Genomic DNA, 24,503 nt, shown 5'->3' with positions numbered 1-24,503 from the left:
TTTAAGGACAGTTAATGAACAAGCGTCTGTTTATCCTCAGCCAGTACCTGCTGCCTCACCACTTGCTCTCGCGACTGGCCGGCTGCATCGCCGAATGCCGCGTACGCTGGTTCAAGAATGCCTTCACCGCATGGTTCGCCAAGCGTTATCAGGTGGACATGTCCCAGGCCCTGGTCGAAGACCTGACCGCCTATGAGCACTTCAACGCATTCTTCACCCGCGCCCTGAAAGACGGCGCTCGCCCGCTGGACGAAACCCCGGGCGCGATCCTCAGCCCGGCCGACGGCGCGGTCAGCCAGCTCGGCCCGATCGAGCACGGTCGCGTGTTCCAGGCCAAGGGCCACAGTTTCAGCGTGCTGGAATTGCTCGGCGGTGACGCGGCCAACGCTGCGCCGTTCATGGGCGGTGATTTCGCCACGATTTACCTGTCGCCGAAGGACTACCACCGCGTGCACATGCCGCTGGCCGGCACCCTGCGCGAGATGGTCTACATTCCGGGGCGGATTTTCTCGGTCAACCAGACCACGGCGGAAAACGTACCGGAACTGTTCGCCCGCAACGAGCGCGTGGCCTGCATTTTCGACACCGAGCGCGGGCCAATGGCCGTGGTGCTGGTGGGCGCGATGATCGTGGCATCGATCGAAACCGTATGGGCCGGTTTGGTGACGCCGCCGAAACGCGAGCTGAAAACCTTCCGTTACGACGAAGCTGCCCGCGCGCCGATCCACCTGGAAAAAGGTGCGGAGCTGGGTCGCTTCAAACTGGGTTCGACGGCTGTCGTGCTGTTCGGGCCGGATCAGGTCAAGTGGGCTGAAGAACTGGCGGCCGGTTCTCCGGTGCAGATGGGTCAGGGTCTGGGCCTGCCGAAAGCCTGATCGGTTATCGCACAATCACTGTAGGAGCGAGCCTGCTCGCGATGAACCTGAGAACGACGCGGGGTGCCAGACCCGGCGCGTTATCGTTAACGACCATCGCCAGCAAGCTGGCTCCTACAGAAAGCATTCGGCGTCGCTATCCACAGGGCATAGCTGCTACAGTCTGGTCATTCACTGCCCATTTCCCGGTTGGAGTTTGTCCACGGCATGAATGAGACCAGTCCTCATCTTCTGTTACGCGCCCCTGCCCCCACACAGGCGCGTCTGTCGTTCTGCGAAGCCACCCCGCGCGACCTCAAGCGCTGGATCGCCAACCTGCCCAAAGCCAACATCGGCGAAACCGCGCGCCAGCTCTATCAAGGCTTGAGCGAACTGAACCAGTTGCTGACGCCCAGTGACAATCGCCTGCAATTGCTCGAACTGCTGCGGCCCGAGGTGTATTACGTCTGCAAGCACCTGGAGCGACACTTCCTGCATCAATCGATCGTGCTCGACGAGCGCTCGCGCAAGATCGCCAACCTCTGCCAGGCGCTGCAAAGCCATCTGGCGATCGGCTACAAACAGATCGTCGTGCGCATCGCGCCGCGCTTCAGCAAGGACCGCGCGCAACTGTTGACCCAGGCGCTGCAACGGGCGATTCATTGCCTCAACGGCCCGTTGATCCGCGCAACCGAACTCTATTGCCCGGTGCCGGAAGGTGTGTGGCTGGAATTGCACCAGCTGTACCGGATCGCCTGCACCCACCGCTTGCAGCACCTGAGCCTGCGCGATGAGCTGGCCAGCCAGACGCAAACCCTGAGCATCGAACAGACTTACGTGGCCGTCCTGCTGCTGGGCGCCGCCCGTTGCAACCAACTGCGTCAGAACCAGATCGCACGGCTTGCCGAAGTGCTGGAGCCGTGGAGCAAATTGATCAAGCTGCACCCGGAAACGCCGGTGGACGGGTTGTTTGCGGTCGCGCCGGAGCTCGACGTCGGGCCACGTTACCGGTCGAAGTTTCGCCCCGAACAGCAGGCCAGTTTGCTGGGGCTTGATCCACAGCCGCTGGTTGCAGCCATCGAAGCGCATTTGCAGAAAGAAGACAGTTCCTCGCCACTGCCTGTGCCGGCGGGACTGAGCATGGATACGCTGCAGCACCTGAGTGCTGCATGGGGCCAGGCGGTCGAGCGCAGTTTCCAGCGCACCCCGAGTCAAGGCACCCTGACGCTTTGCGTGGGCATGAGCGCGCTGCATTTCTACCTGGGCGGGCAACGCCCGTTCAACGAGATCCTGAAACACCCTGGTTCCGGCCGTGCGCAATTCACCGCGACCTCGCCCGTCACCCGGGAGAGAGACCAGTGGAGCCATGCTTTCGACGCAGCGAAACACGGCACCGCCGACGTGTTGCTGCCTTATGAAGAAATCGAGTACCCGCAACTGCAGAATGATGACAGTCACGAAGCCGCCGACCGCAATCGTGATTTCCCGACCTACGCCCTGCCGGTGATCAATCACAGTCCGGGCGGGTATTGCCTGGCCTGGCCCGGCGAAGTGCCGGCCGAGTTGCAGGCCGGCGAAATGGTCGGCATCGAGGATTCGGCGGGGGCTGGCTGGAGCATTGCGGTAGTGCGCTGGATTCGTCAGGTGCGAGGTGGCGGGACGCAAATGGGCATCGAGCAGGTCGCACCCTATGCCGAGCCGTGCGGTTTGCAACTGGTGCGCACCCGTGACGACCACAGCCATTACTTGCGCGGCCTGTTGTTGCCGGCCATCAGTGCGATCGATCTGCCGGCCACCCTGCTCGCCCCGCGACTACCGTTTCAGGAAGGCAACAAGGTGCTGATCAATACCAACGGTGACAAGCGCCGGGCCGGGCTGGATCGGCGGGTGGCGAGCACCAACAGTTTCAATCAGTTTGCCTATCGGTCACTGGAGGCGGCCAAAAACGACAACGCCGCGGGGAGCGGCGCGGTCAGTTCAGAGGAAGATTTTGATTCGTTATGGCAGACGCTTTGAAGGTGAATCTGTAAGGCTCGCTCCCACAGGAAAACGCATTTCCAATGTGGGAGCGAGCCTGCTCGCGATGGGGCCCGATCAGGCAACGATGATTTCAGAGTTGCCCGTCACGATCCCGAAAGCCCAACAGATACAGCACGCCATCCAGCCCGAGAGTGGAAATCGCCTGCTTCGCCGACTGCTTGACCAGCGGCTTGGCACGGAACGCCACGCCCAACCCGGCAATCGCCAGCATCGGCAAATCGTTGGCGCCGTCGCCGACCGCAATGGTCTGCTCCAGACGCAGGCCTTCCTTGTGCGCCAGCTCTTTCAGCAAGTCGGCCTTGCGCTGCGCATCGACAATCGGCTCGACCGCCACGCCCGTGACCTTGCCATCGACCACTTCGAGTTCGTTGGCGAACACGTAGTCGATACCCAGCTTGGCCTGCAATTGCTTGGCAAAGTAGTTGAAGCCGCCGGACAGAATGGCGGTCTTGTAGCCCAGGCGCTTGAGTTCGGCGAACAGGGTTTCCGCGCCTTCGGTCAAGCGCAGCGAGGCGCCGATCGAGTCCAGGACGCTGATGTCCAGCCCTTTGAGCAAGGCCAGGCGCTCCTTGAAACTGGCACGGAAATCCAGCTCGCCGGCCATGGCCCGCTCGGTAATCTCCGAGACCTGATCACCCACGCCGGCCGCCTTGGCCAGTTCGTCGATGACTTCGGCTTCGATCAGGGTCGAGTCCATGTCGAATACCGCCAGGCGACGGTTACGACGGAACAGCGAATCTTCCTGGAAGGCGATGTCGACGTTCAATTCCTGGGCAACGCTGAGGAATTCCGCTCGCAGCGCTTGCGGTTCGGCCGCTTCGCCACGTACCGAAAACTCGATGCAACCCTTGCCCTTGTCGGCCGGCGTGTCCAGCGGCATGCGCCCGGACAGACGATCGATGTGGTCGATGTTCAGGCCATATTTGGCGGTGATCGAACTCACGGCCTGCAATTGCCCGGCGGTCACTTTGCGGGTCAATAGCGTCACGATGTGGCGTTTTTTGCCCTGGTTACCGACCCACTGCTGGTAATCCTCTTCGGACACCGGCGTGAAACGCACCTGTTGGTCCAGCTCATAACCCTTGAACAGAATGTCCTTGAGCACCGACTTGCCTTGCTCGGTGCCGGGAATTTCAACCAGGATGCCGAACGACAGGGTGTCGTGGATCACCGCCTGACCGATGTCGAGAATGTTCACACCACCCTGGGCCAGAACGCCGGTAATGGCCGCAGTCAGACCCGGACGGTCGACTCCCGTGATGTTTATCAGGACGATTTCGCGCAAGGCGCACCCCCGCAGGTGGAAAAAAACCGCATTCTACCCACTTTCAGTGACCATCGGGCACCGTGAGCGCTTTGCCGGTCTAGGGCCTGTCGCTATACTGCGCGTCAACTTCACGGACAAAAGAGCCGAGCTCAAGTGAACCGGCCCACGCCAGTTAAAACCGACAACTTCTTTCTGCTGATCTTCCGGGCACTGCGCCACCGCCGTGTACCGATTGCATTGCGCATCGCCAGCCATAACGTGATCCTGGTCGCTCTGGCCCTGGTGATCTACGCCTGCGTGATGGGTTTGCAGTTCAAGCAGGCCATGCACGAGCAGGCGGATGCCCTGGGCGAAAGCCTGACCACGCAGACTGCCACGTCCGCCACCGAGCTGCTGGTGTCGAACGACATCCTCAGCCTCAACGTGCTGCTCAACAACCTGACCAAGAACAAGCTGGTGGCCCACGCCGCCATCTACAGCGTGGATAACCGCATCCTCGCCGAAGCCGGTCAGCGTCCCAAGCACAGCCTGCTGGGCGAAGCCGAGGGCATGTACCAGAGCAAGATCACCTTCCAGGACGTGACCGCCGGGCAACTGCGCATCAGCCTGGACATGGATCAGTTCCAGCAGCCGATGACCATCAGCCTGCAAAGCATGGGCATCCTGAGCGCGATTCTGCTGGCCCTGTCTTTGGCTTTGAGCCTGCGCCTGGGGCGGCACATCTCCACGCCGCTGCTGCAACTGCGCGTGTGGCTGCGCAATATCGACGAATACACCCCGGGGACCGGGCGTCAGGACGAGATCGGCGACCTGGCGCGCCAGCTGCACGCCAACTTCGCGCCGGAACCGGCCGAGCCCGAGCCTGTGCCGGAACCGGAATTCGACGACAGCGAGTACGAAGACGCCGACGAGCCTTCGTTTGAAGTGCGCAACCTGCGCGATCCGAGCTTCGATGAGTCCAAGCCTGTTGCCGCCCTCAAGCCTGCGCCACGGCACATCGTCAGCACTGTAGAAGATGAAGAAGACGACGACGCGTTTGCCGATCTGCGCGACGAGTCGGTAGCGCCGAAGCCAGTGGCCAAGCCGCAGGTGTCGAACGTACCGCAACACAGCGCGGTGCTCGCGGTGCAACTCGGCGCCCAGGATCAATTGCGTCGCCTGCCCCGCGCACGTCTGGAAGAACTGCTCAAGCGCTACCGCGATTGCCTGGACCAGGCCGCCTCGCTCTATGAGGGCGAACTGCATAGCCTGAACGATGGCAGCACGCTGATGGTGTTCCACACCGAAGACAGCGGCGACGACTACCTGACCAACGCCATCTGCTGCGGCGAGTTGCTGCGGGCGCTGGGCCATCAGTTGCAGATCGAAGTCGCGGACAGCGGCATCACCCTGCAATTGCAGCTGGGCCTGACGCTGGGCGACGAGTTGTTCGGCCTGAGCCAGATCGACCTGCTGCTGACCGAAACCGCCCAGGACGCCCTGGCCCTGTCGCAACATAGCCGCAACCTGCTGCTGGTGGAGCGCAAGATCAGCGACGACGCACTGATTCGCCAGCGTGCGCGAATCCGCCCGATCGCTAGCCCGGAAGGCGCGTGCTGTGTGGAGCGGTTGATGGAGCCTTATCCGTCGATGCTGGAGCGGCAGTTGGCGCGGATGCATGAGCGTCGGGCTTAAGCCTCAGGCGCTGATGTGAAGAAGCCCGCAGACGAGTGATCGTCTGCGGGCTTTTTTGTTGCCTGTCGCGGCCCCATCGCGAGCAGGCTCACTCCCACAGGGGATTTGTAAGCGACGCCGATTCAATGTGGGAGCGAGCCTGCTCGCGATGGGGCCATCAGCAGCACCCAAGATTTCCAACAGGCAGAAACAACAAAGCCCGCATCAATGCGGGCTCTGTTTCAACTCATCCAGGCTTTAGAACCTGAACACTTCCATATCCGTGCGGATCGGCGAAGCCATCGGGATCTTCGGCTGCTTCTCTTGCTCCGCCGCCGGAGCGACAGGCTTGGCGGCCGGTTTCTTCGGTGCTTCTGCAATCGGCGGCTGGTTGGCCAATGGCTTCAGCGCCACGGACAGCTGCTCGGCTAGACGCTGCAGCAATACGCCTTGGGCCTGAACCTGAGCGGCGGTGCCGCCACCGTGCTGCTCCTGCAGATGAACGATGCGATTATCGCGAACCTGACCACGACGGTCGATCAAACGCCATTGCGCATCCAGGATCGCCGGTTGCGACTCACCCGAGTCCAGACGCGTGATGGTCAGCAACACCTGAACATCAGGCGTGAAGCCAATGGTCGCTGGCGCCAGCACAACGCGCTGGCTGTCCAGGTGACCCGCGACCTGACGCAGCAACAGCTGGTCGATATCGGAAGACAGGCTGCCCGCCCAACGACCATCGGTCGAAGCCTGAAGGCTGCCGTCCGGTTGACGCTGAAGCAGCGTTTCACGTTGCAGGTAGTCGGCAACGGTTACCGGGCCAAGCAATACCGCCATGCCTGCGCTTTGCGCAGGTTGTGCCGGACTTCCGCTGTCCAGCTGATACAGCGACACCGGTTGGTGTGTGCTGCAACCCGCCAGGCCAAGAACGCCAGCGAGCATCAAAATAAAAGGAAGGCGCAGAGCAGTCATCGTCCCATCCAGGTGGTTGCCACAAGGCTAACCACAGTGAAAATACTCAATAAATATGAAGAACGCTCGGCCACGCCGGCGCTTGAAAGGCCATATCATCCGTGAATATGCGTTCCGACTCCAGCGGCAAAGCGTCGATCTACGCGTTAAATCGTAGATCGAGCGCTCTAGGACGCTTAATTGAGGTTTTCGACGAGCAGCGCATCCACCCGCTGAAAGCCACGTGGCAATTTGTTACCACGACGCCCACGCTCACCTTTGTAGTGTTCGAGATCGTCCGCTTTCAGTGACAAGGTACGTTTTCCGGCCTGCAGCACCAACGTGGCGCCATCCGGTATGACGGCGATGTCCGTGACATATTCTTCGCGACTGGCCACACGCTCACCGGAGATTCCGATGATCTTGTTGCCTTTGCCCTTACCTAATTGTGGCAGGTCGCTGATTTTGAAGATCAGCAGGCGACCTTCGGTGGTCACCGAAGCCAGCCAGTTGTTCTCACGATCCGCTACCGGGCGCGGCAGAATCACTTTCGAATTGTTCGGCAAGCTCAACAGCGCCTTGCCGGCCTTGTTCTTGGCCTGGAAGTCCTCGCCCTTGACCACGAAACCGTAACCGGCGTCGGAAGCGATCACGTACAGCGAATCGTCTTCCGGCATCAGCACGCATTCAAACGTTGCGCCTGGCGGCGGAGTCAGACGACCGGTCAACGGCTCACCCTGGCCACGGGCCGACGGCAACGTATGCGACGCCACCGAATAGCTGCGGCCAGTGGAGTCGATGAACACCGCGAACTGGTTAGAGCGACCGGGCGCCAAAGCCTTGAACCCATCCCCGGCTTTGTAGGAAAGGCCGGTGGCGTCGATTTCGTGGCCCTTGGCCGAGCGAACCCAGCCTTTTTCCGACAGCACGACGGTGACTTTCTCGTTCGGCAGCAGATCGTGCTCGGTCAAGGCCTTGGCCTCGGCACGCTCGACGATGGGCGAACGGCGGTCGTCGCCGTAGGTTTCGGCATCCTTGATCAGCTCGGTGCGTACCAGCTTCTTCAGCTTGGCTTCGCTGCTCAGCAGGGCTTGCAGCTTGGCTTGTTCCTTGAGCAGTTCATCCTGCTCGGCACGCAGCTTCATTTCTTCCAGTCGCGCCAACTGACGCAGACGGGTGTCGAGAATGTAGTCGGCCTGGATTTCGCTGAGGGCGAAGCGTTCGATCAACTTGGCACGCGGATGCTCCTCGGTGCGAATGATGTGAATCACTTCATCCAGGTTGAGGTAGGCGATCAGCAAACCGTCCAACAGGTGCAGGCGACGCTCGACCTTGTCGAGGCGGAATTGCAGGCGACGACGCACGGTCTGCACCCGGAACTCCAGCCACTCGACCAGCAGCGCCCGCAGGTTTTTCAGCTGCGGCTTGCCGTCGAGGCCGATGATGTTGATGTTGACCCGGTAGCTCGATTCCAGCTCGGTGCTGGCGAACAGGTGCTGCATCAACGCGTCGTGGTCGAAGTTTTTCCGTGCGCCGGGAATGATCACGATCCGGCACGGGTTTTCGTGGTCGGACTCGTCGCGCAGGTCCGCGATCTGCGGGGCTTTGGACGGTTTGGCCTGCATCATCGCCGCGATCTGTTCCAGCACCTTGGCGCCAGACACTTGATGCGGCAGCGCGGTGACGATGATGTCGCCGTCTTCGATGTGGTAAACGGCGCGCATGCGCACCGAACCCTTGCCGGTTTCGTACATCTTCAGCAGGTCGGCGCGCGGGGTGATGATTTCCGCTTCAGTCGGGTAATCCGGGCCCTGGATGTGTTCACAGAGCTGTTCGACCGTGGCTTTCGGCTCATCGAGCAAACGCACGCAGGCCGTCGCGACTTCCCGCAGGTTGTGCGGCGGAACGTCGGTGGCCATGCCCACGGCGATGCCGGTGGTGCCGTTGAGGAGGATGTTCGGCAAACGTGCCGGCAACACCAGCGGTTCGTCGAGGGTGCCGTCGAAGTTCGGGCCCCAGTCCGCCGTGCCCTGGCCCAGTTCGCTGAGCAGCACTTCGGAATAACGCGACAGCCGCGCTTCGGTGTAACGCATGGCGGCGAAGGACTTGGGATCATCCGGCGCCCCCCAGTTACCCTGGCCGTCGACCAGCGTGTAGCGATAGCTGAACGGCTGGGCCATCAGGACCATGGCTTCGTAGCAGGCCGAATCGCCGTGCGGGTGGAATTTACCGAGCACGTCACCGACGGTACGCGCGGACTTCTTGTGCTTGGAATCGGCGTCCAGCCCCAACTCGCTCATCGCATAGACGATGCGGCGCTGTACCGGTTTCAGGCCGTCGCCGATATGCGGCAAGGCACGGTCCATGATCACGTACATGGAGTAGTTGAGGTAGGCATTTTCGGTGAAGTCAGCCAGTGACCGGCGTTCTACACCGTCCAGGCTGAGATCAAGGGAGTCGCTCATGCGGGCCTCATCGGTTCGTTGTCTGGCGCAGCAGCATGGTGCCACCGCGCTGGGTAAATTCAAGTTTGTTCAGTGCGCTCATACCGAGCAGCACTTGCTTGCCATCCAGGCCTGGCACAACGATGGCGCGCACGTCGCGCAGCACAATGTCGCCCAGTTGCAACCGGGCGACCAGGGTTCGATACCCCTCGGTGCGACCGTTTGCCGTGCTCAGGGTCACCCCGAAGCCTTGTTCAAGTTTTAGCCGTTCGGCTATTTCCGCCGGGATCGCCACATCAGTCGCCCCGGTGTCCAGCATGAAATCCACCGGCTGACCGTTGATCTGGCCACTGGCGACAAAGTGTCCCTGGGTGTTGCTGGCCAGTTTCACTTCGATAAAACCTTCGCCCTGTTCCGAGCTGACGACGACATTGGGGTTGTGCTGTCGCTCCTCCCACTGGCCGAAAAAACGCGTCGCCAGAAACAGCGCCGCGCACCAGGCCAGCACCATGAACACCCGACCGGCGCGCTTGCCCGGCGTTTGCGGGGTCACGGCTTGGCGCTCCAGCCACCGTCAGGCGCCGCGAAACGCCAGACGATCGGGCGATACTCGCCATCCGCACGGGCACCGTCGTTGTTATCAACACCGACCCAGGCGCCCTCGGCGTCCACGATCAGCGCTTCCGTCAGGCCGTAGCCCTGTGGATAACGACGGTTTTCCTGCAGCGCCGCGTCGGCAAACGACCAGCAGCGCTCGACCTTGGCCGTCACCGCGTCACGACGGCAAATCTGGAACGCATTGCGCTCAAGGGTAAACAGCTTGCCGTTGAACAATGAAAGATCGGCGAAATCCCGCGATACCGCCCTGGCCTTGGGAAATTGCGCCGGTTGCATTTCCAGACCGGCTTCGCTCAGCAGCACGCAGCCGCCATCACAATCCCAGACCGTTTGCTGGCGTTTGATCGTCAGCAAGCCACGGCTCTCGCGCTCGGCGGCCAACCACAATTGATCGCCCGCCGGATTGATCGCCAGGCCTTCGAACAGCGCGTTGAAATTCAGCAACATGCCACTGGCGCGGGCCTCGCGGACCAGCAGTGGCGAAATCTTCAGCCACGACGCCGGCCCCACCGGCGGCACTTGCAGCACCGCGGCATGGGACTCGCTGACGATGTAGCGATTGCCGGCGCTGTCACAGGTGATGCCTTCGAAATCCAGGTCGCCACCGCGCACGAACGAAGCCGCCCAGGTCCGCGAACGCAGGCCCCAGGGCAAACCGCTGTCCGGCACGGGCGGCACGCCGATGCCGACGGTTTCAGCCTGCCAGACCGTGTCGCCGGTTTCGAGGCGATAGATCTGGTCGTCGTCACGATCGGAAATCGTCCACAGGTCCTTGCCGCACTGGGCCAGCCCCGACAGGTTGCCGCCGCGCATGCCCTCCACGGGATGCTCGGACAACAGGCGCAACTCCGGTGCCGGTTCGGCCCATGCCACAACCGGAGTCAGGAGTAACGCACACGCCAGGGCAAAGCCAACCCGCATCAGCCAAGAACCTCGGCCAGGTTGCCTTTGGATTCGAGCCAGGATTTACGGTCGCCGGCGCGTTTCTTCGCCAGCAACATATCCATCATTTCCGAAGTCGCTTCGAAATCTTCCAGGGTCAGCTGCACCAGGCGCCGGGTGTTCGGGTCCATGGTGGTTTCGCGCAACTGCGGCGGGTTCATTTCACCCAGGCCTTTGAATCGGGTGACCTGTGGCTTGCCGCGTTTCTTCTCGGCCACCAGGCGATCGAGAATGCCGTCACGCTCCGCCTCGTCGAGGGCGTAGTAGATTTCCTTGCCCAGGTCGATGCGGTACAGCGGCGGCATCGCGACGTAGACGTGACCGGCATCCACCAGCGGGCGGAAATGCTGGACGAACAGCGCGCACAACAGCGTGGCAATGTGCAGACCGTCGGAGTCGGCGTCGGCGAGGATGCAGATCTTGCCGTAGCGCAGCTGGCTCATGTCCGCCGCGCCCGGATCGACACCAATGGCCACGGCGATGTTGTGCACTTCCTGGCTGGCCAGCACTTCGCTGCCGTCGACTTCCCAGGTGTTGAGGATCTTGCCGCGCAGCGGCAGGATCGCCTGGAACTCCTTGTCCCGCGCTTGTTTGGCGGAACCGCCGGCGGAATCACCTTCCACCAGGAACAGCTCGGAACGCATCGGGTCCTGCCCGGCGCAGTCGGCGAGTTTGCCCGGCAATGCTGGTCCTGCCGTGATGCGTTTGCGCTCGACTTTCTTGCTGGCCTTCAGGCGACGGCCGGCGTTGTTGATCGCCAGTTCCGCCAACAGCATGCCGGTTTCCGGGTGGGCGTTGAGCCACAGGCTGAACGCGTCCTTGACCACGCCGGAGACAAACGCCGCCGCCTCACGGGACGACAGGCGTTCCTTGGTCTGACCGGAGAATTGTGGCTCCTGCATTTTCATCGACAGGACGAAAGCGATGCGTTCCCAGACGTCTTCCGGCGCCAGCTTCACGCCGCGCGGCAGCAGGCTGCGGAACTCGCAGAATTCGCGCATGGCATCGAGCAGGCCCTGACGCAGCCCGTTGACGTGCGTACCGCCCTGGGCCGTCGGGATCAGGTTGACGTAGCTTTCCTGCACGCTGTCGCCACCTTCCGGCAGCCACAGCAGCGCCCAGTCGACCGCTTCTTTATTACCGGCCAGGCTGCCGCAGAACGGCTCGTCCGGCAGGCGTTCGAATTCGCTGACTGCGTCCACCAGGTAGGAGCGCAGGCCGTCTTCGTAATGCCATTCGACTTTCTCGCCGGTGGCCTTGTCTTCAAAACTGACCAGCAGCCCCGGGCACAACACGGCCTTGGCCTTGAGCACGTGCTTGAGGCGGCTGATGGAGAATTTCGGCGAATCGAAGTATTTCGGGTCCGGCGCGAAGAACACGCTGGTGCCGGTGTTGCGCTTGCCGACGGTACCGACCACTTCCAGCTCGGTTTTCTTGTAACCGTCGGCGAAGGTCATCTGGTACTCGTTGCCGTCACGCTTGACGCGCACCCGGACTTCGGTCGACAAGGCGTTGACCACGGAAATACCCACCCCGTGCAGACCGCCGGAGAACTGGTAGTTCTTGTTGGAAAACTTGCCGCCCGCGTGGAGTTTGGTGAGGATCAGTTCGACGCCTGACACGCCCTCTTCCGGGTGAATGTCCACCGGCATGCCACGACCGTCATCGCTGACTTCCAGCGAGTGATCGGCGTGCAGGATGACCTGCACCGATGTCGCGTGCCCGGCCAAGGCTTCGTCGACGCTGTTGTCGATGACTTCCTGGGCGAGGTGGTTCGGCCGACTGGTGTCGGTGTACATGCCGGGGCGTTTGCGCACCGGGTCGAGGCCCGAGAGGACTTCGATGGCGTCTGCGTTATAAGAGCTAGCGCTGGGAGTGGCCATGGGGTCTCGTCGTCAAATGTTCTATTAAATAGAGGCGATGATTCACAGTGCTGTGAAATCGATCGCCTGATACAAATCTGCGCCGATGCCGGCAAAACTCAGCATGGCCGGCAATTGCCCGGCAAAACCCTGGAAACCATGGTCGCCGCCGGCCTGGATGCGCAATGCACAGGCCCGGTAATACTGCTGGGCGAGGCGATAGTCCAGCGTTTCATCGCCGGTTTGCAACCATACCTGATACCGCTGCGGGTCCCGGGGCGCCGGCACTTCCAGTTCGGCCAGGGCCGTAACGTGGTCGTGGGTCAATTCCCAGGTCTCATCGGTATACAGGTTTTTCTGCGTTCCCAGGTGTCCGTCGAACATCCGGTGCGGACTGATGGCAGGGTTGATCAGCAGGGCCTTGAGGCCATGGCGCTCGGCCAGGTGAGTCGCATAGTAGCCGCCGAGTGAGCTGCCGACCAGCAGTGGCCGCCCCAGCTCGGCAATCGCCTGCTCCAGCTGACCGATGGCCTCGCGTGGATGGTGATGCAAGGCTGGAACACGCAGCTGATCGCTCAAGCCCAGACGTTCCATCACCTGCATCAACTGCGTGGCCTTTTTCGAGGCGGGCGCGCTGTTGAAACCGTGGATATAAAGGATCGAACCGGACATTTGAACTCCCTGTGCGTCGGGTAAAGAAGGCGGAGTTTACAGGGTGGCGGTGACTAATGGCATGGTTAGGACAGTTGCTCCCACACTGGTTCTACGGCGTTCACACATCCCCTGTAGGAGCGAGCCTGCTCGCGATGGACGACAACGATTACGCATTCTTTCTATTAGAACGCGTTGCCCGGAGGTTTTTCGCGAGCAGGCTCGCTCCTACAGTGGGATGTCAGTAGCCGTTGGAGCCGTAATCGACCTGGAAGTCGAACCCGGTCACGCGTTCTACGCCGGTTTCGATCCGGCCATCGGGCAGCAGCCGCAACCAGCGGTAACCCGGCGCCTGGTCCCCAACCTTGAAATCTTCGCTGCCCGGCTCGAACTGGATGCAGGTCGATGGCGATGCAATCAAGCGCACGCCGTTGCGCTCCTGATCGATTTCCTGATGCACATGGCCCCAAAGCACCGCGCGCGCCTGCGGGAAGCGGTCCAGCACGGCAAACAGCGCCTCGGGATTGCGCAACCCGATCGGCTCCATCCATGCACAGCCGATCGACACCGGGTGGTGATGGAAACACACCAGGTGATGCCGCTCCGGCGCTTCGCTCAACGAGCGGGCAAGCAACTGCAATTGTTCGTCCTGCAAATACCCCGGCACCGAACCCGGCACCGCCGAGTCGAGCAACGTGACGCGCCAGTTGCCGATGTCCACCACCGGCTCCAGCAGTGCACTGTGCACGGCAGCCTCGGCCATGATCTGCGGCTCATCGTGATTGCCGGGAATCCAGCGCGCCGGTGCATCGAGCTGCCGGGTCAGGTCGCGAAACCGCTGGTATGACTCCAGCGTCCCGTCCTGGGAAAGATCGCCACTGGCGATGATCAGATCGATCTGCGGCTGTTGCAGCCTGACCAGTTCAATGACCTTTTGCAGGCTGTCCCGCGTATTCATGCCCAGCAACGTACCGTCCGCCTCGGCGAACAGGTGGCTGTCGGACAGTTGCACCAGCAACGCCGGATCGGCGGTGGTCAATGTGGATACGCTCGGCAAGGCGTTCTCCCAAGGCTGAACACGGGATAAGTGGAATGCCGCGATTATGCTGGGGGACGATCAAAAGGGGAAACCCGTGAACCGGACGCAGTTCACACTTAGCGAACGACTTCGTACTCATGTCCCAGCGCCAGGCAATGGCTCAACCACTCACCGAGAAACATATTCAGCTGGGCCTTTTCGTCCGGCTGATGCATCGAGGCGTTCGGGTAAGGATAGATGCCGCGAAAGCGTCGCGCATGTTCGGCGCTGACCACTTCGGCCATGCAGGCATCATGATAGACCTGCACTTCCAGTTGCGGCACCGGCAGCCACGGCAGGCTGTGTTCCTGGCGCACTTGCAGGGTGGTGGTATACGGACAGACCTGCAGCACTTCGAGGGCCAGCACGCCGAGCATCTGCTCGCCATGGGTCACGGCAATGCGCCGCGCCGCCGGCTCTTCGCGCATGTCCGGCAGCAGTCGCATCAGACGCGCGTAGTTGGCCTCGCAAGAGGCTTGCAGCCCCACAAGGTCAACCCTGTAGCGATCGCGCAGCTTGTTTACGACCATAACCCCCTCACTTCAACGCGGTTCAATGCCAGCCATTGCAAGGCAATGATGCTGGCCGCGTTGGCAATTCGCCCATCGCGCACGGCTTGCAGGGCATCTTCGAACGCCCAGACCCTGACGCGGATATCTTCTGCTTCTTCCTCCAGCCCATGCAGGCCGCCGACCCCGGTTGTCTCGCAACGCCCCAGGTACAAATGCACGAGTTCATTGCTGCCGCCCGGCGATGGAAAATACTGAGTCATCGGCCACAGCGCCCCGAATACCAGCCCAGCTTCCTCCTGCGCTTCGCGGTGAGCAACTTCTTCCGGCACTTCATCCTTGTCGATCAGACCAGCGACCAGTTCGATCAGCCACGGGTTGGCGGTCTTGCCCATGGCGCCGACGCGAAACTGCTCGATCAGCACCACTTCGTCGCGTTGCGGGTCGTAGGGCAGTACACAAACGGCGTCGTGGCGAACAAACACTTCACGACTGATTTCGCGGCTCATGCCACCGGCAAACAACTCGTGGCGCAAGTGCACACGGTCGAGCTTGTAAAAGCCCTCGTAGCACTTTTCGCGCCGAACGATATCAACGGCGGTCGGAATGGCGCTGGCGAAATCTGTCATGACAATCCTCGTATCTGCACCGAGGCTCCTGCCTCGACTTCGCGCCATCCTAACGCGCCCACGACGTTTGATGCAGCCCCTTTCCCGTCAGCGGGATAGACGGTGGCGGCGAAACCAACTCTAATTAGCTTAGTGGCGAACTGACTGCTTCGTTGAGAGTCGAAGCGGATAACTTTTCGCCTTTCCCTGTTTTATGAAGGACGCCCATGTCGCTTTTTAAAATCGCCTCCGTGGCTGCAATCGCCCTGACCCTGGGCGCTTGCCAGAGCCTGTTCCAGCCCAATTACCGGACGCCGCTGGAAACCACCCGCGATGCCACGGAAACCCTGCAACCGGGTTGCACCACCCCGGACTGCCCCCTGGTGAATATCGACACGCTGCGCTTCCCCGCCGAGCCGCAGCTGGACGGCATCATCGAAAAACGCCTGCTGCAAATGACCCGCACCTCGCCGGACGCCCCGGTGGCACCGACGCTGGCGGCGTATCGCGACGGGTTCCTGCGCACCGCCGCCCCGCGCAACAGCAGCTACTTGCAGGCCAAGGTACGCGAGCAGCATGACGGCTTGGTGATCGTCGAACTTTCCAGCTACCTGGACACCGGCGGCGCCCATGGCACCCCGGGCCGCGGCTTCATCAACTATTCGCGCCAGCAGCATAAAGTGCTGACCTTGTCGGACATGCTGGTGCCAGGACAGGAAGACGCCTTCTGGAAAGCCGCGCAAGTGGCGCACAACAGCTGGCTGATCAGCACCAAGCTCGATCAGGAACCGGAGTTCGTGAAGAGCTGGCCGTTCCAGAAAACCCAGAACGTGGCGCTGACCTATGGCGGGGTGATCCTCAAGTACGAAGTGAGCACCATCGCGCCTTACGCGCTGGGCCACGTCGAATTGAAGATCCCCTACCCGCGCCTGAACGGCATTCTCAAGCCCGAGCTGTTTCCTGGCCGTAACTGAAGGCCCGACCGAGCACCAGTTGCAGCAGCCCTGCCAGAATCAACGCCGGCAGGGTTGCGCCGATGTCCGGATACAGATTGGCCAGCAAGTGATAGGTGCTCACCCCGCCCAGCCAGGCGAGCAACGCCGGCCAGCGCAATGCGGCTGACGCGACCCGGGCGCCACGCTTGCACAGGATGAAGTGATCCACCAGCACCACGCCGAACAGCGGCGCAAACACCGAACCGATCAGCAGCAGGAAGTTCTGGTACTGGGCCAGTGGCGCCAGCAAGGCGATCAAGGTGCAGACCACACCGATGGCCAGCGCCAGGTGCTCGACCTTCAAGCGCAACAGAATCCCGCTGGACACCGCCGCCGAGTGAATGTCGGCAAAGGCGTTTTCCGACTCATCGAGCAGGATCAGCAACAGCGGAATCCCCAGACCCGCGCCCGCCAAAGCCAGCAACAAGGCATTCACTTCACCGCTCGGCGCGAACGCCAGGGTGTAAGCCACGCCCAGGCTCATCAGCCAGAAATTACCGATGAAGAAGCCAATCGCCGTGCCGCCGAACACGTTTTTCGCGCGTTTGCCGAAACGGGAATAGTCGGCAATCAGCGGCAGCCACGACAGCGGCATCGCAATGGCAATGTCGAAGCCCACGGCGAACGGCATCGAACCGTCACCGGCCTGCGCCCACAGTGCGGCGAGGTCGGCCTTTGCGAACAGGTTCCAGGTCAGCCAGATGCACGCGGCCAGCAGCAGCCAGATGCCCCACTTACGCAGGATTTGCCGCACGAAAGTCAGCGGGCCACTGACCGCGAGCAAGGTCGCCAGGCCACCGAAGAACACGGTCCAGAGCAGCGGATTCGACAGCAGGCTGCCCTCGCTGAACGCCCGCGCGCCCAACAGGCTGGCGGCGTCGCGCATCACGATGATTTCGAACGAGCCCCAACCGATCAGTTGCAGCAGGTTCAGCACCGCCGGCAGGCTCGCGCCTTTCGCGCCGAGGCTGAGTTTGAGCGCGGCCATCGACGACAGGCCGGTGTCGCTGCCGATCACGCCGACGGCGGCCAGCAGCAGGACGCCAACCAGCGTGCCAAGAAAAATAGCCAGCAGCGAGCCGGACAGGCCCAGGCCTGGTGCGAGCAGTGCGCCGGTCTGCAGGACCATCAGGCCGATGCCGAGGGAGAACCACAGGGAAAACAGATCGCGACCGCCGAAGACACGTTTGTCGATCGGCACAGCGATATCAGGTGAGTAAGTGCTGGGTTGAATGCTCAAGGGTGTTATCTCAGAGGGACATTTGTTGTTGTGTGGATCGCTATCGCCAGCAGGCTGGCTCCCACAGGGGACATGTGAACGCCACAGATCCAATGTGGGAGCCAGCCTGCTGGCGATGGGGCCTGTGCAGGCCCCACCCTTTCAGGTCAGATCAAACCTTCTTGTACAGCTGACTGCCTTCCTGCTTGAAGCGCTCGGCCTGTTCCGCCAATCCCTGGGCGACTTCCGCGTCAACGGTCTCGATCCGCTGGTTGGCCGCGTACTCGCGAACTTCCTGGGTGATTTTCATCGAGCAGAATTTCGGCCCGCACATCGAACAGAAGTGCGCGACCTTGGCCGAATCCTTCGGCAGGGTTTCATCGTGATACGAACGTGCGGTGTCCGGATCGAGGCCCAGGTTGAACTGGTCTTCCCAACGGAATTCGAAACGCGCCTTGCTCAGGGCATTGTCGCGAATCTGCGCCCCCGGATGCCCCTTCGCCAGATCGGCGGCATGCGCGGCGATCTTGTAGGTGATGATCCCGGTCTTCACGTCATCCTTGTTCGGCAGGCCCAAGTGCTCCTTCGGCGTGACGTAGCAGAGCATCGCGCAACCGAACCAGCCGATCATCGCCGCACCGATGCCGGAGGTGATGTGGTCGTAGCCCGGTGCAATGTCGGTGGTCAGCGGGCCGAGGGTGTAGAACGGCGCCTCGTCGCAGCACTCGAGCTGCTTGTCCATGTTCTCTTTGATCAACTGCATCGGCACGTGGCCCGGGCCTTCGATCATGCATTGCACGTCGTGCTTCCAGGCAATCTTGGTCAGCTCGCCGAGGGTTTCCAGCTCACCGAACTGCGCGGCGTCGTTGGCGTCGGCAATCGAGCCCGGACGCAGGCCATCGCCCAGCGAGAAGCTGACGTCGTAGGCCTTCATGATTTCGCAGATGTCTTCGAAATGGGTGTAGAGGAAGTTTTCCTTGTGATGCGCCAGGCACCACTTGGCCATGATCGAACCGCCACGGGACACGATGCCGGTCACGCGCTTGGCGGTCAGCGGCACGTAGCGCAGCAACACGCCGGCGTGGATGGTGAAGTAATCGACGCCCTGCTCGGCCTGCTCGATCAGCGTGTCGCGGAACAGTTCCCAGGTCAGGTCTTCGGCGGCGCCGCCGACTTTTTCCAGGGCCTGGTAGATCGGCACGGTCCCGATCGGCACCGGCGAGTTACGGATGATCCACTCGCGAGTTTCGTGAATGTGCTTGCCGGTGGACAGGTCCATGACCGTGTCCGAACCCCAGCGAATGCCCCAGGTCAGTTTCGCCACTTCTTCTTCGATGGACGAACCCAGGGCGCTGTTGCCGATGTTGCCGTTGATCTTCACCAGGAAGTTACGGCCGATGATCATCGGTTCCAATTCGGTATGGTTGATGTTGGCCGGGATGATCGCGCGACCGCGGGCGATCTCGTCACGAACGAATTCCGGGGTGATGATTTTCGGCACGCTGGCGCCGAAGCTGTGGCCGGCATGTTGCTGGTCCAGCAGGCCAGCGGCGCGGGCCACTTCCAGCTTCATGTTTTCGCGGATGGCGACGTATTCCATCTCGGCGGTGATGATGCCTTTGCGCGCGTAGTGCATCTGGCTGACGTTGGCCCCGGCCTTGGCGCGGCGCGGATTGTTGACGTGAGCGAAACGCAGCTTGGTCAGCTCGGCGTCGGCGAGGCGCTCCTGGCCGAAGTTCGAGCTCAGGCCCGGCAGACGCTCGGTATCGCCACGGGACTCGATCCACGGCGAACGGACGTCGGCCAGGCCCTTGCGCACGTCTATGATGACGTTGGGATCGGTGTACGGGCCGGAGGTGTCGTAGACGACGACCGGCGCGTTGATCTCGCCGCCGAAGTCGGTCGGGGTCACATCGAGGCTGATTTCGCGCATCGGCACGAGGATGTCCGGACGAGAGCCCTGGACATAGATTTTTTGCGAGCGGGTAAACGGCTGAACCGACTGTTGATCGACTTGGGCCGAGTCACTCAGGTTCGTTATGTTTTTTGGTTTTATCGTCATCACGGGCTCTCCGAACACATCCAGGCAGTGGATTTTTGTCGGAGCGAACCTGTAATCGAATGGACGCACGGGCGCTGGGAAAACCAGCAGTGCTGTGCTCAGTGCTCGAGGGGTGTTCGATTGTCGAACAACATCCCGGACGAAGCACAAGAGGACTCGCCGGGTGACGAGAAATCTTGTTCCCTACGCAGGCGCTAACCTGATCAGGTTCAACGGGATCCGAAATTATTCGATCTCAGCCTCATAGCAAGGCACCCCGACAAGAACCCGGCCAGTCTAGACACAACTGACAAAGAACGCCAACACCGCGATAAACACCATGATGAATGGCGCAATCAGACGATTGTTGCCGCACGGATGCGCAACTACACTCGCAACGGCCATGTCGCGCATTGACGCTGAGTGGGCTGCGCCGTACCTTTGGCGCTCAAATTATCAGTGTAATTTTTAGGGATGGCCTCATGCTGCGCAAACTCTCACTGGCCCTCGCCGTGTCTTGTGCTTCCAATGGAATGGCCTGGGCAGCAGAAGCGCCCTTATCGACCAAAACCGATCTGGTGAACGTCTACCAGGAAGCGGTCGACAACAACGCCGACCTGGCCGCCGCCCGCGCCCAGTATGGCGCGCAGAAAGAAGTGGTGCCCCAGGCCCGCGCCGGCTTGCTGCCGAACATCAACGGCGGCGCCCAGGTGGCCAATGTGCGCACCGACATCAATCAACCGGCGGCCATTGCCAACCGCAGCGCCAACTCCTGGCAGGCGACATTGGCCCAGCCTCTGTTCCGTGCCGATCGCTGGTTCCAGTATCAGGCTGCCAAGGACGTCAACGAACAGGCGGCCCTGCAACTCTCGGCCACCGAGCAGAACCTGATCCTGCAAACCGCCGAGGACTACTTCAACGTGCTGCGCAGCCAGGACAACCTGGCGTCGACCAAGGCTGAAGAAGCCGCGTTCAAGCGCCAGCTCGATCAGTCCAACGAACGCTTCGATGTCGGCCTGTCGGACAAGACCGACGTGCTGCAATCCCAGGCCAGCTACGACACCGCGCGAGCCAACCGGATCGTTGCCCAGCGTCAGGTGGATGATGCGTTCGAAGCCCTGATCACCCTGACCAACCGTCAGTACAACTCGATTCAGGGCATCGTCCACACGCTGCCGATCCTGCCGCCGGCGCCGAACGACGCCAAGGCCTGGGTCGACACCGCCGCCAAGCAGAACCTGAACCTGCTGGCCAGCAACTTCGCGGTCAGCGCCGCCGAAGAAACCCTCAAGCAACGCAAGGCCGGTCACGCGCCGACGGTGGATGCGGTGGCCAAGTATGAGAAGGGTGACAACGACGCGTTCGGTTTCAGTAACCCGAATGCCTTCGGCCAGTCTTATGGTGGCCCCGTCGAGCAAACCACGCTGGCCTTGCAATTGAACATCCCGATCTACAGCGGCGGGCTGACCAGTTCGCAGGTGCGTCAGTCGTACTCGCAACTGGACCAGACCGAACAACAGCGTGAGAGTCTGCGTCGGCAAGTGGTGGAAAACACCCGCAACCTGCACCGCGCGGTGAACACTGATGTGGAACAGGTGCAGGCGCGCAAGCAGTCGATCATCTCCAACCAGAGCGCGGTGGAAGCGACCGAAATCGGTTACCAGGTGGGCACGCGCAACATCGTCGATGTGCTCGATGCGCAGCGTCAGCTCTACACCTCGGTGCGCAATTACAACAACACCCGCTACGACTACATCCTCGACAACCTGCGCCTGAAGCAGGCCGCCGGGACGTTGAATCCGGGTGATCTGCAGGATCTGAAGCGCTACCTGAAGGCCGATTACAACCCGGACAAGGATTTCCTGCCGCCGGACCTGGCGCAGGCTGCGGCGGAGCAGCTCAGAGCAAAACCGGGGCAGTAATGGACCGGTGATGGCGGTTCCGAAAACGCTATCGCCGGCAAGCCGGCTCCTACAGATTCGGGGGATGACGGCGATTCTGGGTTCACGCAAAACCCTGTAGGAGCCGGCTTGCCGGCGATGACGATTTCGAAGACGCCACCACCGGCAAGCCGGCTCCTACACAGGTCAGCGCTTGATCAATCGATCCAGCCCGTCCAGCAACCGCTGCAACGCGCCCTGATTGCGGCGCATCACCTGCAACCCCGCCTCCGCCATCCGCTGCGCATCGCGCGGCAATTCGAACAAACGCTGCACCGCCAGCGCCAGGCCCTCGGCGTCTTCCACTTCCTGCAACGCCCCGGCGCTGCGCAACTGCGCGGCGATTTCGAGGAAGTTGAACAGGTGCGGACCGCTGAGCACCGGCTTCGCCAGGGCAGCGGGCTCCAGCAAGTTATGGCCACCGTTCGCCACCAGGCTGCCGCCGACAAATGCGCTGTCCGCCAGGGCATACAAGAACAGCAACTCGCCCATGGTGTCGCCCAGCAACACCGACGTATCAGCAGTGACCGGCTCGCCGCTGGAACGACGGACCGTGGCGAAACCCTGTTGCTTGCACAGGTCGAACACCGAGTTGAAACGCTCCGGATGACGCGGCACCAGAATCAGCAACGCATCGGGATGACCGGCCAGCAGCTGCCGATGCGCCGCCAACACGACTTCGTCTTCACCGTCGTGAGTACTGGCGGCGATCCACACCGGACGTTCCTGCGCCTGCCATTGTCCGCGCAGCTCGGTGGCACGCTGGAGCAATTGCGGGTCGATGGTCAGGTCGAACTTGATCGAGCCGGTCACTTCGACGGTGTCCGCACGCGCTCCCAGATCACGGAAGCGTTGCGCTTCGGCTTCGGTCTGCACCGCGAACAGGCTCATCTCGGCGAGCATCGGTTGGGTCAGTTTGCCGAAACGCCCATAGCCCTTGGCCGAACGCTCGGACAACCGCGCGTTGGCCAGCGCCACGGGAATCCCGCGTTTGGCGCACTGGTGAATGTGGTTGGGCCACAGTTCGGTTTCCATGATCACCGCCAGGGTTGGTCGCACCCGATCAAGGAATCGCGCCGCAGCGCACGGCAGGTCGTAAGGCAAATAGCAGTGCTGAATGCGTGGCTCATTGGCGAACAACGCCTGGATGCGCTCGGAGCCGGTCGGGGTCATGCAGGTCACGGTGATCGGCAGCGCCGGGTAGCGTTGCAGCAACGCGCGAATCATCGGCGCGGCGGCGATGCTTTCGCCCACGGACACCGCGTGCACCCAGATACCGCCGGGCTTCATCGCCGGCAGCCCGAAGGAGAAACGCTCGCCGATGCGTTTGGCATACGCCGGGGCCTTGCGCGAGCGCAGCCACAGCCGAATCGCTACCAGTGGCAGCCCCAGGTAAAACAGCGCGGTGTAGAGAGTTCTATTCATGGCGGCGGAGTTTATCGGCTTTTCTCGCCGATCGCCTGCAAGTGCACGGCAAAACGTTCCGCCAGCCAACGGGCCGCCGGGCCGAGGGGTTCGTCACGGCGCCAGACCAGCTCCACCACCAGCGCGGGTGGCGTCCATTCGCTGACCAGTTCGACGATCTGATTTCGATAACCCGAATACTGCACAACGTTGCGCGGCAACCACGCCCAGCCGAGGCCGCGCATCAGCAATTCGGCGATGACGTAGAAACTGTCGGCCCGCCAGACTTGCGGGCTGGCGGGCTCGCTGCCGGGGTAAACGCTGGATTGAGCCGCCATCAGCAATTGCCGATGCTGAGCCAGCTGCTGGCAGTTGACCTCGCCCAATGTCGCCAGCGGGTGGCCGACGCCGCAGACCGTGACCATTTCAATGCTGCCCAATACCCGCCGCTCCAGAGCCTCGGGAATCTGCTCGTGGTAGAACAGCAGCCCGAGATCGGCACGGCGCTCCAACAGTTTTCGCGCCACATCGCCCTGGGTGCCGTTGGACAGCTGCACCTCCAGGCTGGGGAACTGCTCGGCGAGTTCGTCGAGGCTGTCGATGATCGGCTGAAACGGCATGGCTTCGTCCTGCGCCAGCTGAATGCGCGCCTCCTGGCCGCGCATCATCGCCAAGGCCCGACCGTTCAAGCGCTCGCACTGACGCAGCACTTCCCGCGCTTCTTCCAGCAAGGCGCTGCCGGCTTCGGTGAGTTTCGGCTGACGGCCGCTGCTGCGGTCGAACAGGCTCATCCCGAGGTCTTCTTCCAGCAGCGCAATCGAACTGCTGACCGCCGACTGCGCCTTGCGCTGATCCCGTGCCACGGCGGAAAACGATCGCTGCTCCGCTACGCTGACGAACAGGCGCAGCTGCTCCAGATTCCATTGCATGCTCATGGGCAACCCATCTCCTGAACAGATAGGTAATGACTTTACCGCATCTGGATAATCTCTAAAATGCCGAACTCAGAAAGCAACACTTCACACGAGGATGCCCCCATGACCGCTTACTACTACCTGGCCATTGCCATCTGCGCCGAAGTGATCGCGACCGTGTCGATGAAAGCCGTCAAGGGCTTCAGCACGCCGTTGCCGCTGATTCTGGTGATCGTCGGTTACGGCATCGCCTTCTGGATGCTGACCCTGGTGGTGCGCAGCGTGCCGGTGGGCGTGGCATACGCGGTGTGGGCCGGCATGGGCATCGTGATGGTCAGCGTTGCGGCGCTGTTCATCTACGGCCAGAAGCTGGACGTGCCGGCGATGCTGGGGATGGCGCTGATCGTACTGGGCGTGGTGGTGATCCAGCTCTTCTCCAAAACCGCCGGCCACTAGAACCTGAAACACAATCCCATTGTGGGAGCGAGCCTGCTCGCGATAGCGATGTATCAG

General features: G+C 61.8%; 20 protein-coding genes and 1 riboswitch. Of the genes, 6 read left to right on the top strand and 14 right to left on the bottom strand.

The genetic code is table 11. The annotated features are described in order from the left end of the window. The first annotated feature begins 14 nt into the window (after positions 1 to 14). Positions 15 to 875, top strand: coding sequence for an archaetidylserine decarboxylase (asd, locus tag ACF6ZU_RS15265; RefSeq protein WP_077045404.1), 861 nt, complete (start codon positions 15 to 17; stop codon positions 873 to 875). Between the two features lie 207 nt (positions 876 to 1,082). Beyond that, the gene (locus ACF6ZU_RS15260; RefSeq protein WP_392884957.1) at positions 1,083 to 2,870 is read left to right on the top strand and encodes a molecular chaperone; all 1,788 of its coding nucleotides are present in this window, start codon (positions 1,083 to 1,085) and stop codon (positions 2,868 to 2,870) included. A 94-nt stretch (positions 2,871 to 2,964) separates the two neighbouring features. Here the strand turns inward: ACF6ZU_RS15260 and serB are convergent, their stop codons facing one another. Then, on the bottom strand, positions 2,965 to 4,179 hold the full coding sequence (gene serB, locus ACF6ZU_RS15255; RefSeq protein WP_392884955.1) for a phosphoserine phosphatase SerB: 1,215 nt from the start codon (positions 4,177 to 4,179) through the stop codon (positions 2,965 to 2,967). 135 nt (positions 4,180 to 4,314) lie between these two features. On the opposite strand from serB, the gene ACF6ZU_RS15250 reads away from it, so the two are divergent. Further along, on the top strand, positions 4,315 to 5,835 hold the full coding sequence (locus ACF6ZU_RS15250; RefSeq protein WP_392884953.1) for an AhpA/YtjB family protein: 1,521 nt from the start codon (positions 4,315 to 4,317) through the stop codon (positions 5,833 to 5,835). Positions 5,836 to 6,072: 237 nt separating this feature from the next. Here the strand turns inward: ACF6ZU_RS15250 and ACF6ZU_RS15245 are convergent, their stop codons facing one another. From ACF6ZU_RS15245 to ACF6ZU_RS15205, 9 genes are all read right to left on the bottom strand, one after another. Then, on the bottom strand, positions 6,073 to 6,786 hold the full coding sequence (locus ACF6ZU_RS15245) for a membrane integrity-associated transporter subunit PqiC (RefSeq protein WP_392884951.1): 714 nt from the start codon (positions 6,784 to 6,786) through the stop codon (positions 6,073 to 6,075). Positions 6,787 to 6,962: 176 nt separating this feature from the next. Then, positions 6,963 to 9,230, bottom strand: a complete 2,268-nt coding sequence (gene parC / locus ACF6ZU_RS15240; protein ID WP_392884950.1) for a DNA topoisomerase IV subunit A — start codon at positions 9,228 to 9,230, stop codon at positions 6,963 to 6,965. Positions 9,231 to 9,237: 7 nt separating this feature from the next. Further along, positions 9,238 to 9,762, bottom strand: coding sequence for a TIGR02281 family clan AA aspartic protease (locus ACF6ZU_RS15235; RefSeq protein WP_392884949.1), 525 nt, complete (start codon positions 9,760 to 9,762; stop codon positions 9,238 to 9,240). Further along, positions 9,759 to 10,748: an esterase-like activity of phytase family protein gene (locus ACF6ZU_RS15230; protein WP_392884947.1), complete on the bottom strand. Its 990-nt coding sequence runs from the start codon at positions 10,746 to 10,748 to the stop codon at positions 9,759 to 9,761. The genes ACF6ZU_RS15235 and ACF6ZU_RS15230 overlap by 4 nt, the downstream gene beginning before the upstream one ends. Further along, on the bottom strand, positions 10,748 to 12,652 hold the full coding sequence (gene parE / locus ACF6ZU_RS15225; protein ID WP_392884946.1) for a DNA topoisomerase IV subunit B: 1,905 nt from the start codon (positions 12,650 to 12,652) through the stop codon (positions 10,748 to 10,750). The genes ACF6ZU_RS15230 and parE overlap by 1 nt, the downstream gene beginning before the upstream one ends. A 42-nt stretch (positions 12,653 to 12,694) precedes the next feature. Then, positions 12,695 to 13,303, bottom strand: coding sequence for a YqiA/YcfP family alpha/beta fold hydrolase (locus ACF6ZU_RS15220; protein ID WP_392884944.1), 609 nt, complete (start codon positions 13,301 to 13,303; stop codon positions 12,695 to 12,697). 220 nt (positions 13,304 to 13,523) lie between these two features. Then, positions 13,524 to 14,339, bottom strand: coding sequence for a 3',5'-cyclic-AMP phosphodiesterase (gene cpdA, locus ACF6ZU_RS15215; protein ID WP_392884942.1), 816 nt, complete (start codon positions 14,337 to 14,339; stop codon positions 13,524 to 13,526). 98 nt (positions 14,340 to 14,437) lie between these two features. After that, positions 14,438 to 14,890 carry a DUF1249 domain-containing protein gene (locus ACF6ZU_RS15210; RefSeq protein ID WP_392884940.1) on the bottom strand — a complete coding sequence of 151 codons (453 nt, stop codon included), beginning with the start codon at positions 14,888 to 14,890 and terminating at the stop codon, positions 14,438 to 14,440. After that, the gene (locus ACF6ZU_RS15205) at positions 14,881 to 15,498 is read right to left on the bottom strand and encodes an NUDIX domain-containing protein (RefSeq protein WP_392884939.1); all 618 of its coding nucleotides are present in this window, start codon (positions 15,496 to 15,498) and stop codon (positions 14,881 to 14,883) included. Before ACF6ZU_RS15205 ends, ACF6ZU_RS15210 begins: the two co-directional genes overlap by 10 nt. 206 nt (positions 15,499 to 15,704) lie before the next feature. On the opposite strand from ACF6ZU_RS15205, the gene ACF6ZU_RS15200 reads away from it, so the two are divergent. Then, positions 15,705 to 16,451, top strand: coding sequence for an RsiV family protein (locus tag ACF6ZU_RS15200; protein WP_392884937.1), 747 nt, complete (start codon positions 15,705 to 15,707; stop codon positions 16,449 to 16,451). Here ACF6ZU_RS15200 and cytX read toward each other — a convergent pair. Both cytX and thiC read right to left on the bottom strand, forming a co-directional pair. Continuing rightward, on the bottom strand, positions 16,420 to 17,712 hold the full coding sequence (gene cytX / locus ACF6ZU_RS15195; RefSeq protein WP_392884936.1) for a putative hydroxymethylpyrimidine transporter CytX: 1,293 nt from the start codon (positions 17,710 to 17,712) through the stop codon (positions 16,420 to 16,422). The two genes, ACF6ZU_RS15200 and cytX, sit on opposite strands and share 32 nt — an antisense overlap. 151 nt (positions 17,713 to 17,863) lie before the next feature. Then, positions 17,864 to 19,753 (bottom strand): phosphomethylpyrimidine synthase ThiC, encoded by a 1,890-nt coding sequence (gene thiC, locus ACF6ZU_RS15190; RefSeq protein ID WP_392884934.1) that lies wholly within the window; start codon positions 19,751 to 19,753, stop codon positions 17,864 to 17,866. Positions 19,754 to 19,916: 163 nt separating this feature from the next. Beyond that, positions 19,917 to 20,022, bottom strand: a riboswitch (TPP riboswitch). A 192-nt stretch (positions 20,023 to 20,214) separates the two neighbouring features. Here thiC and ACF6ZU_RS15185 point away from each other — a divergent pair. After that, positions 20,215 to 21,654 (top strand): TolC family outer membrane protein, encoded by a 1,440-nt coding sequence (locus tag ACF6ZU_RS15185; protein WP_392884933.1) that lies wholly within the window; start codon positions 20,215 to 20,217, stop codon positions 21,652 to 21,654. Between the two features lie 165 nt (positions 21,655 to 21,819). Here ACF6ZU_RS15185 and waaA read toward each other — a convergent pair whose 3' ends face one another. Both waaA and ACF6ZU_RS15175 read right to left on the bottom strand, forming a co-directional pair. Further along, entirely contained in the window at positions 21,820 to 23,097 is a 1,278-nt protein-coding gene (waaA, locus tag ACF6ZU_RS15180; protein ID WP_392884932.1) for a lipid IV(A) 3-deoxy-D-manno-octulosonic acid transferase, read from the bottom strand. Between the two features lie 11 nt (positions 23,098 to 23,108). After that, positions 23,109 to 24,011 (bottom strand): LysR family transcriptional regulator, encoded by a 903-nt coding sequence (locus ACF6ZU_RS15175; RefSeq protein WP_392884930.1) that lies wholly within the window; start codon positions 24,009 to 24,011, stop codon positions 23,109 to 23,111. A 102-nt stretch (positions 24,012 to 24,113) separates the two neighbouring features. Here ACF6ZU_RS15175 and ACF6ZU_RS15170 point away from each other — a divergent pair, with 102 nt between their 5' ends. After that, positions 24,114 to 24,446: a multidrug efflux SMR transporter gene (locus ACF6ZU_RS15170; protein ID WP_008027887.1), complete on the top strand. Its 333-nt coding sequence runs from the start codon at positions 24,114 to 24,116 to the stop codon at positions 24,444 to 24,446. Positions 24,447 to 24,503: the final 57 nt, after the last annotated feature.

Source organism: Pseudomonas migulae (assembly GCF_043225285.1).
Classification (GTDB): Bacteria; Pseudomonadota; Gammaproteobacteria; order Pseudomonadales; family Pseudomonadaceae; genus Aquipseudomonas; species Aquipseudomonas migulae_C.
This window is presented reverse-complemented; position numbering and strand designations above follow the sequence as displayed.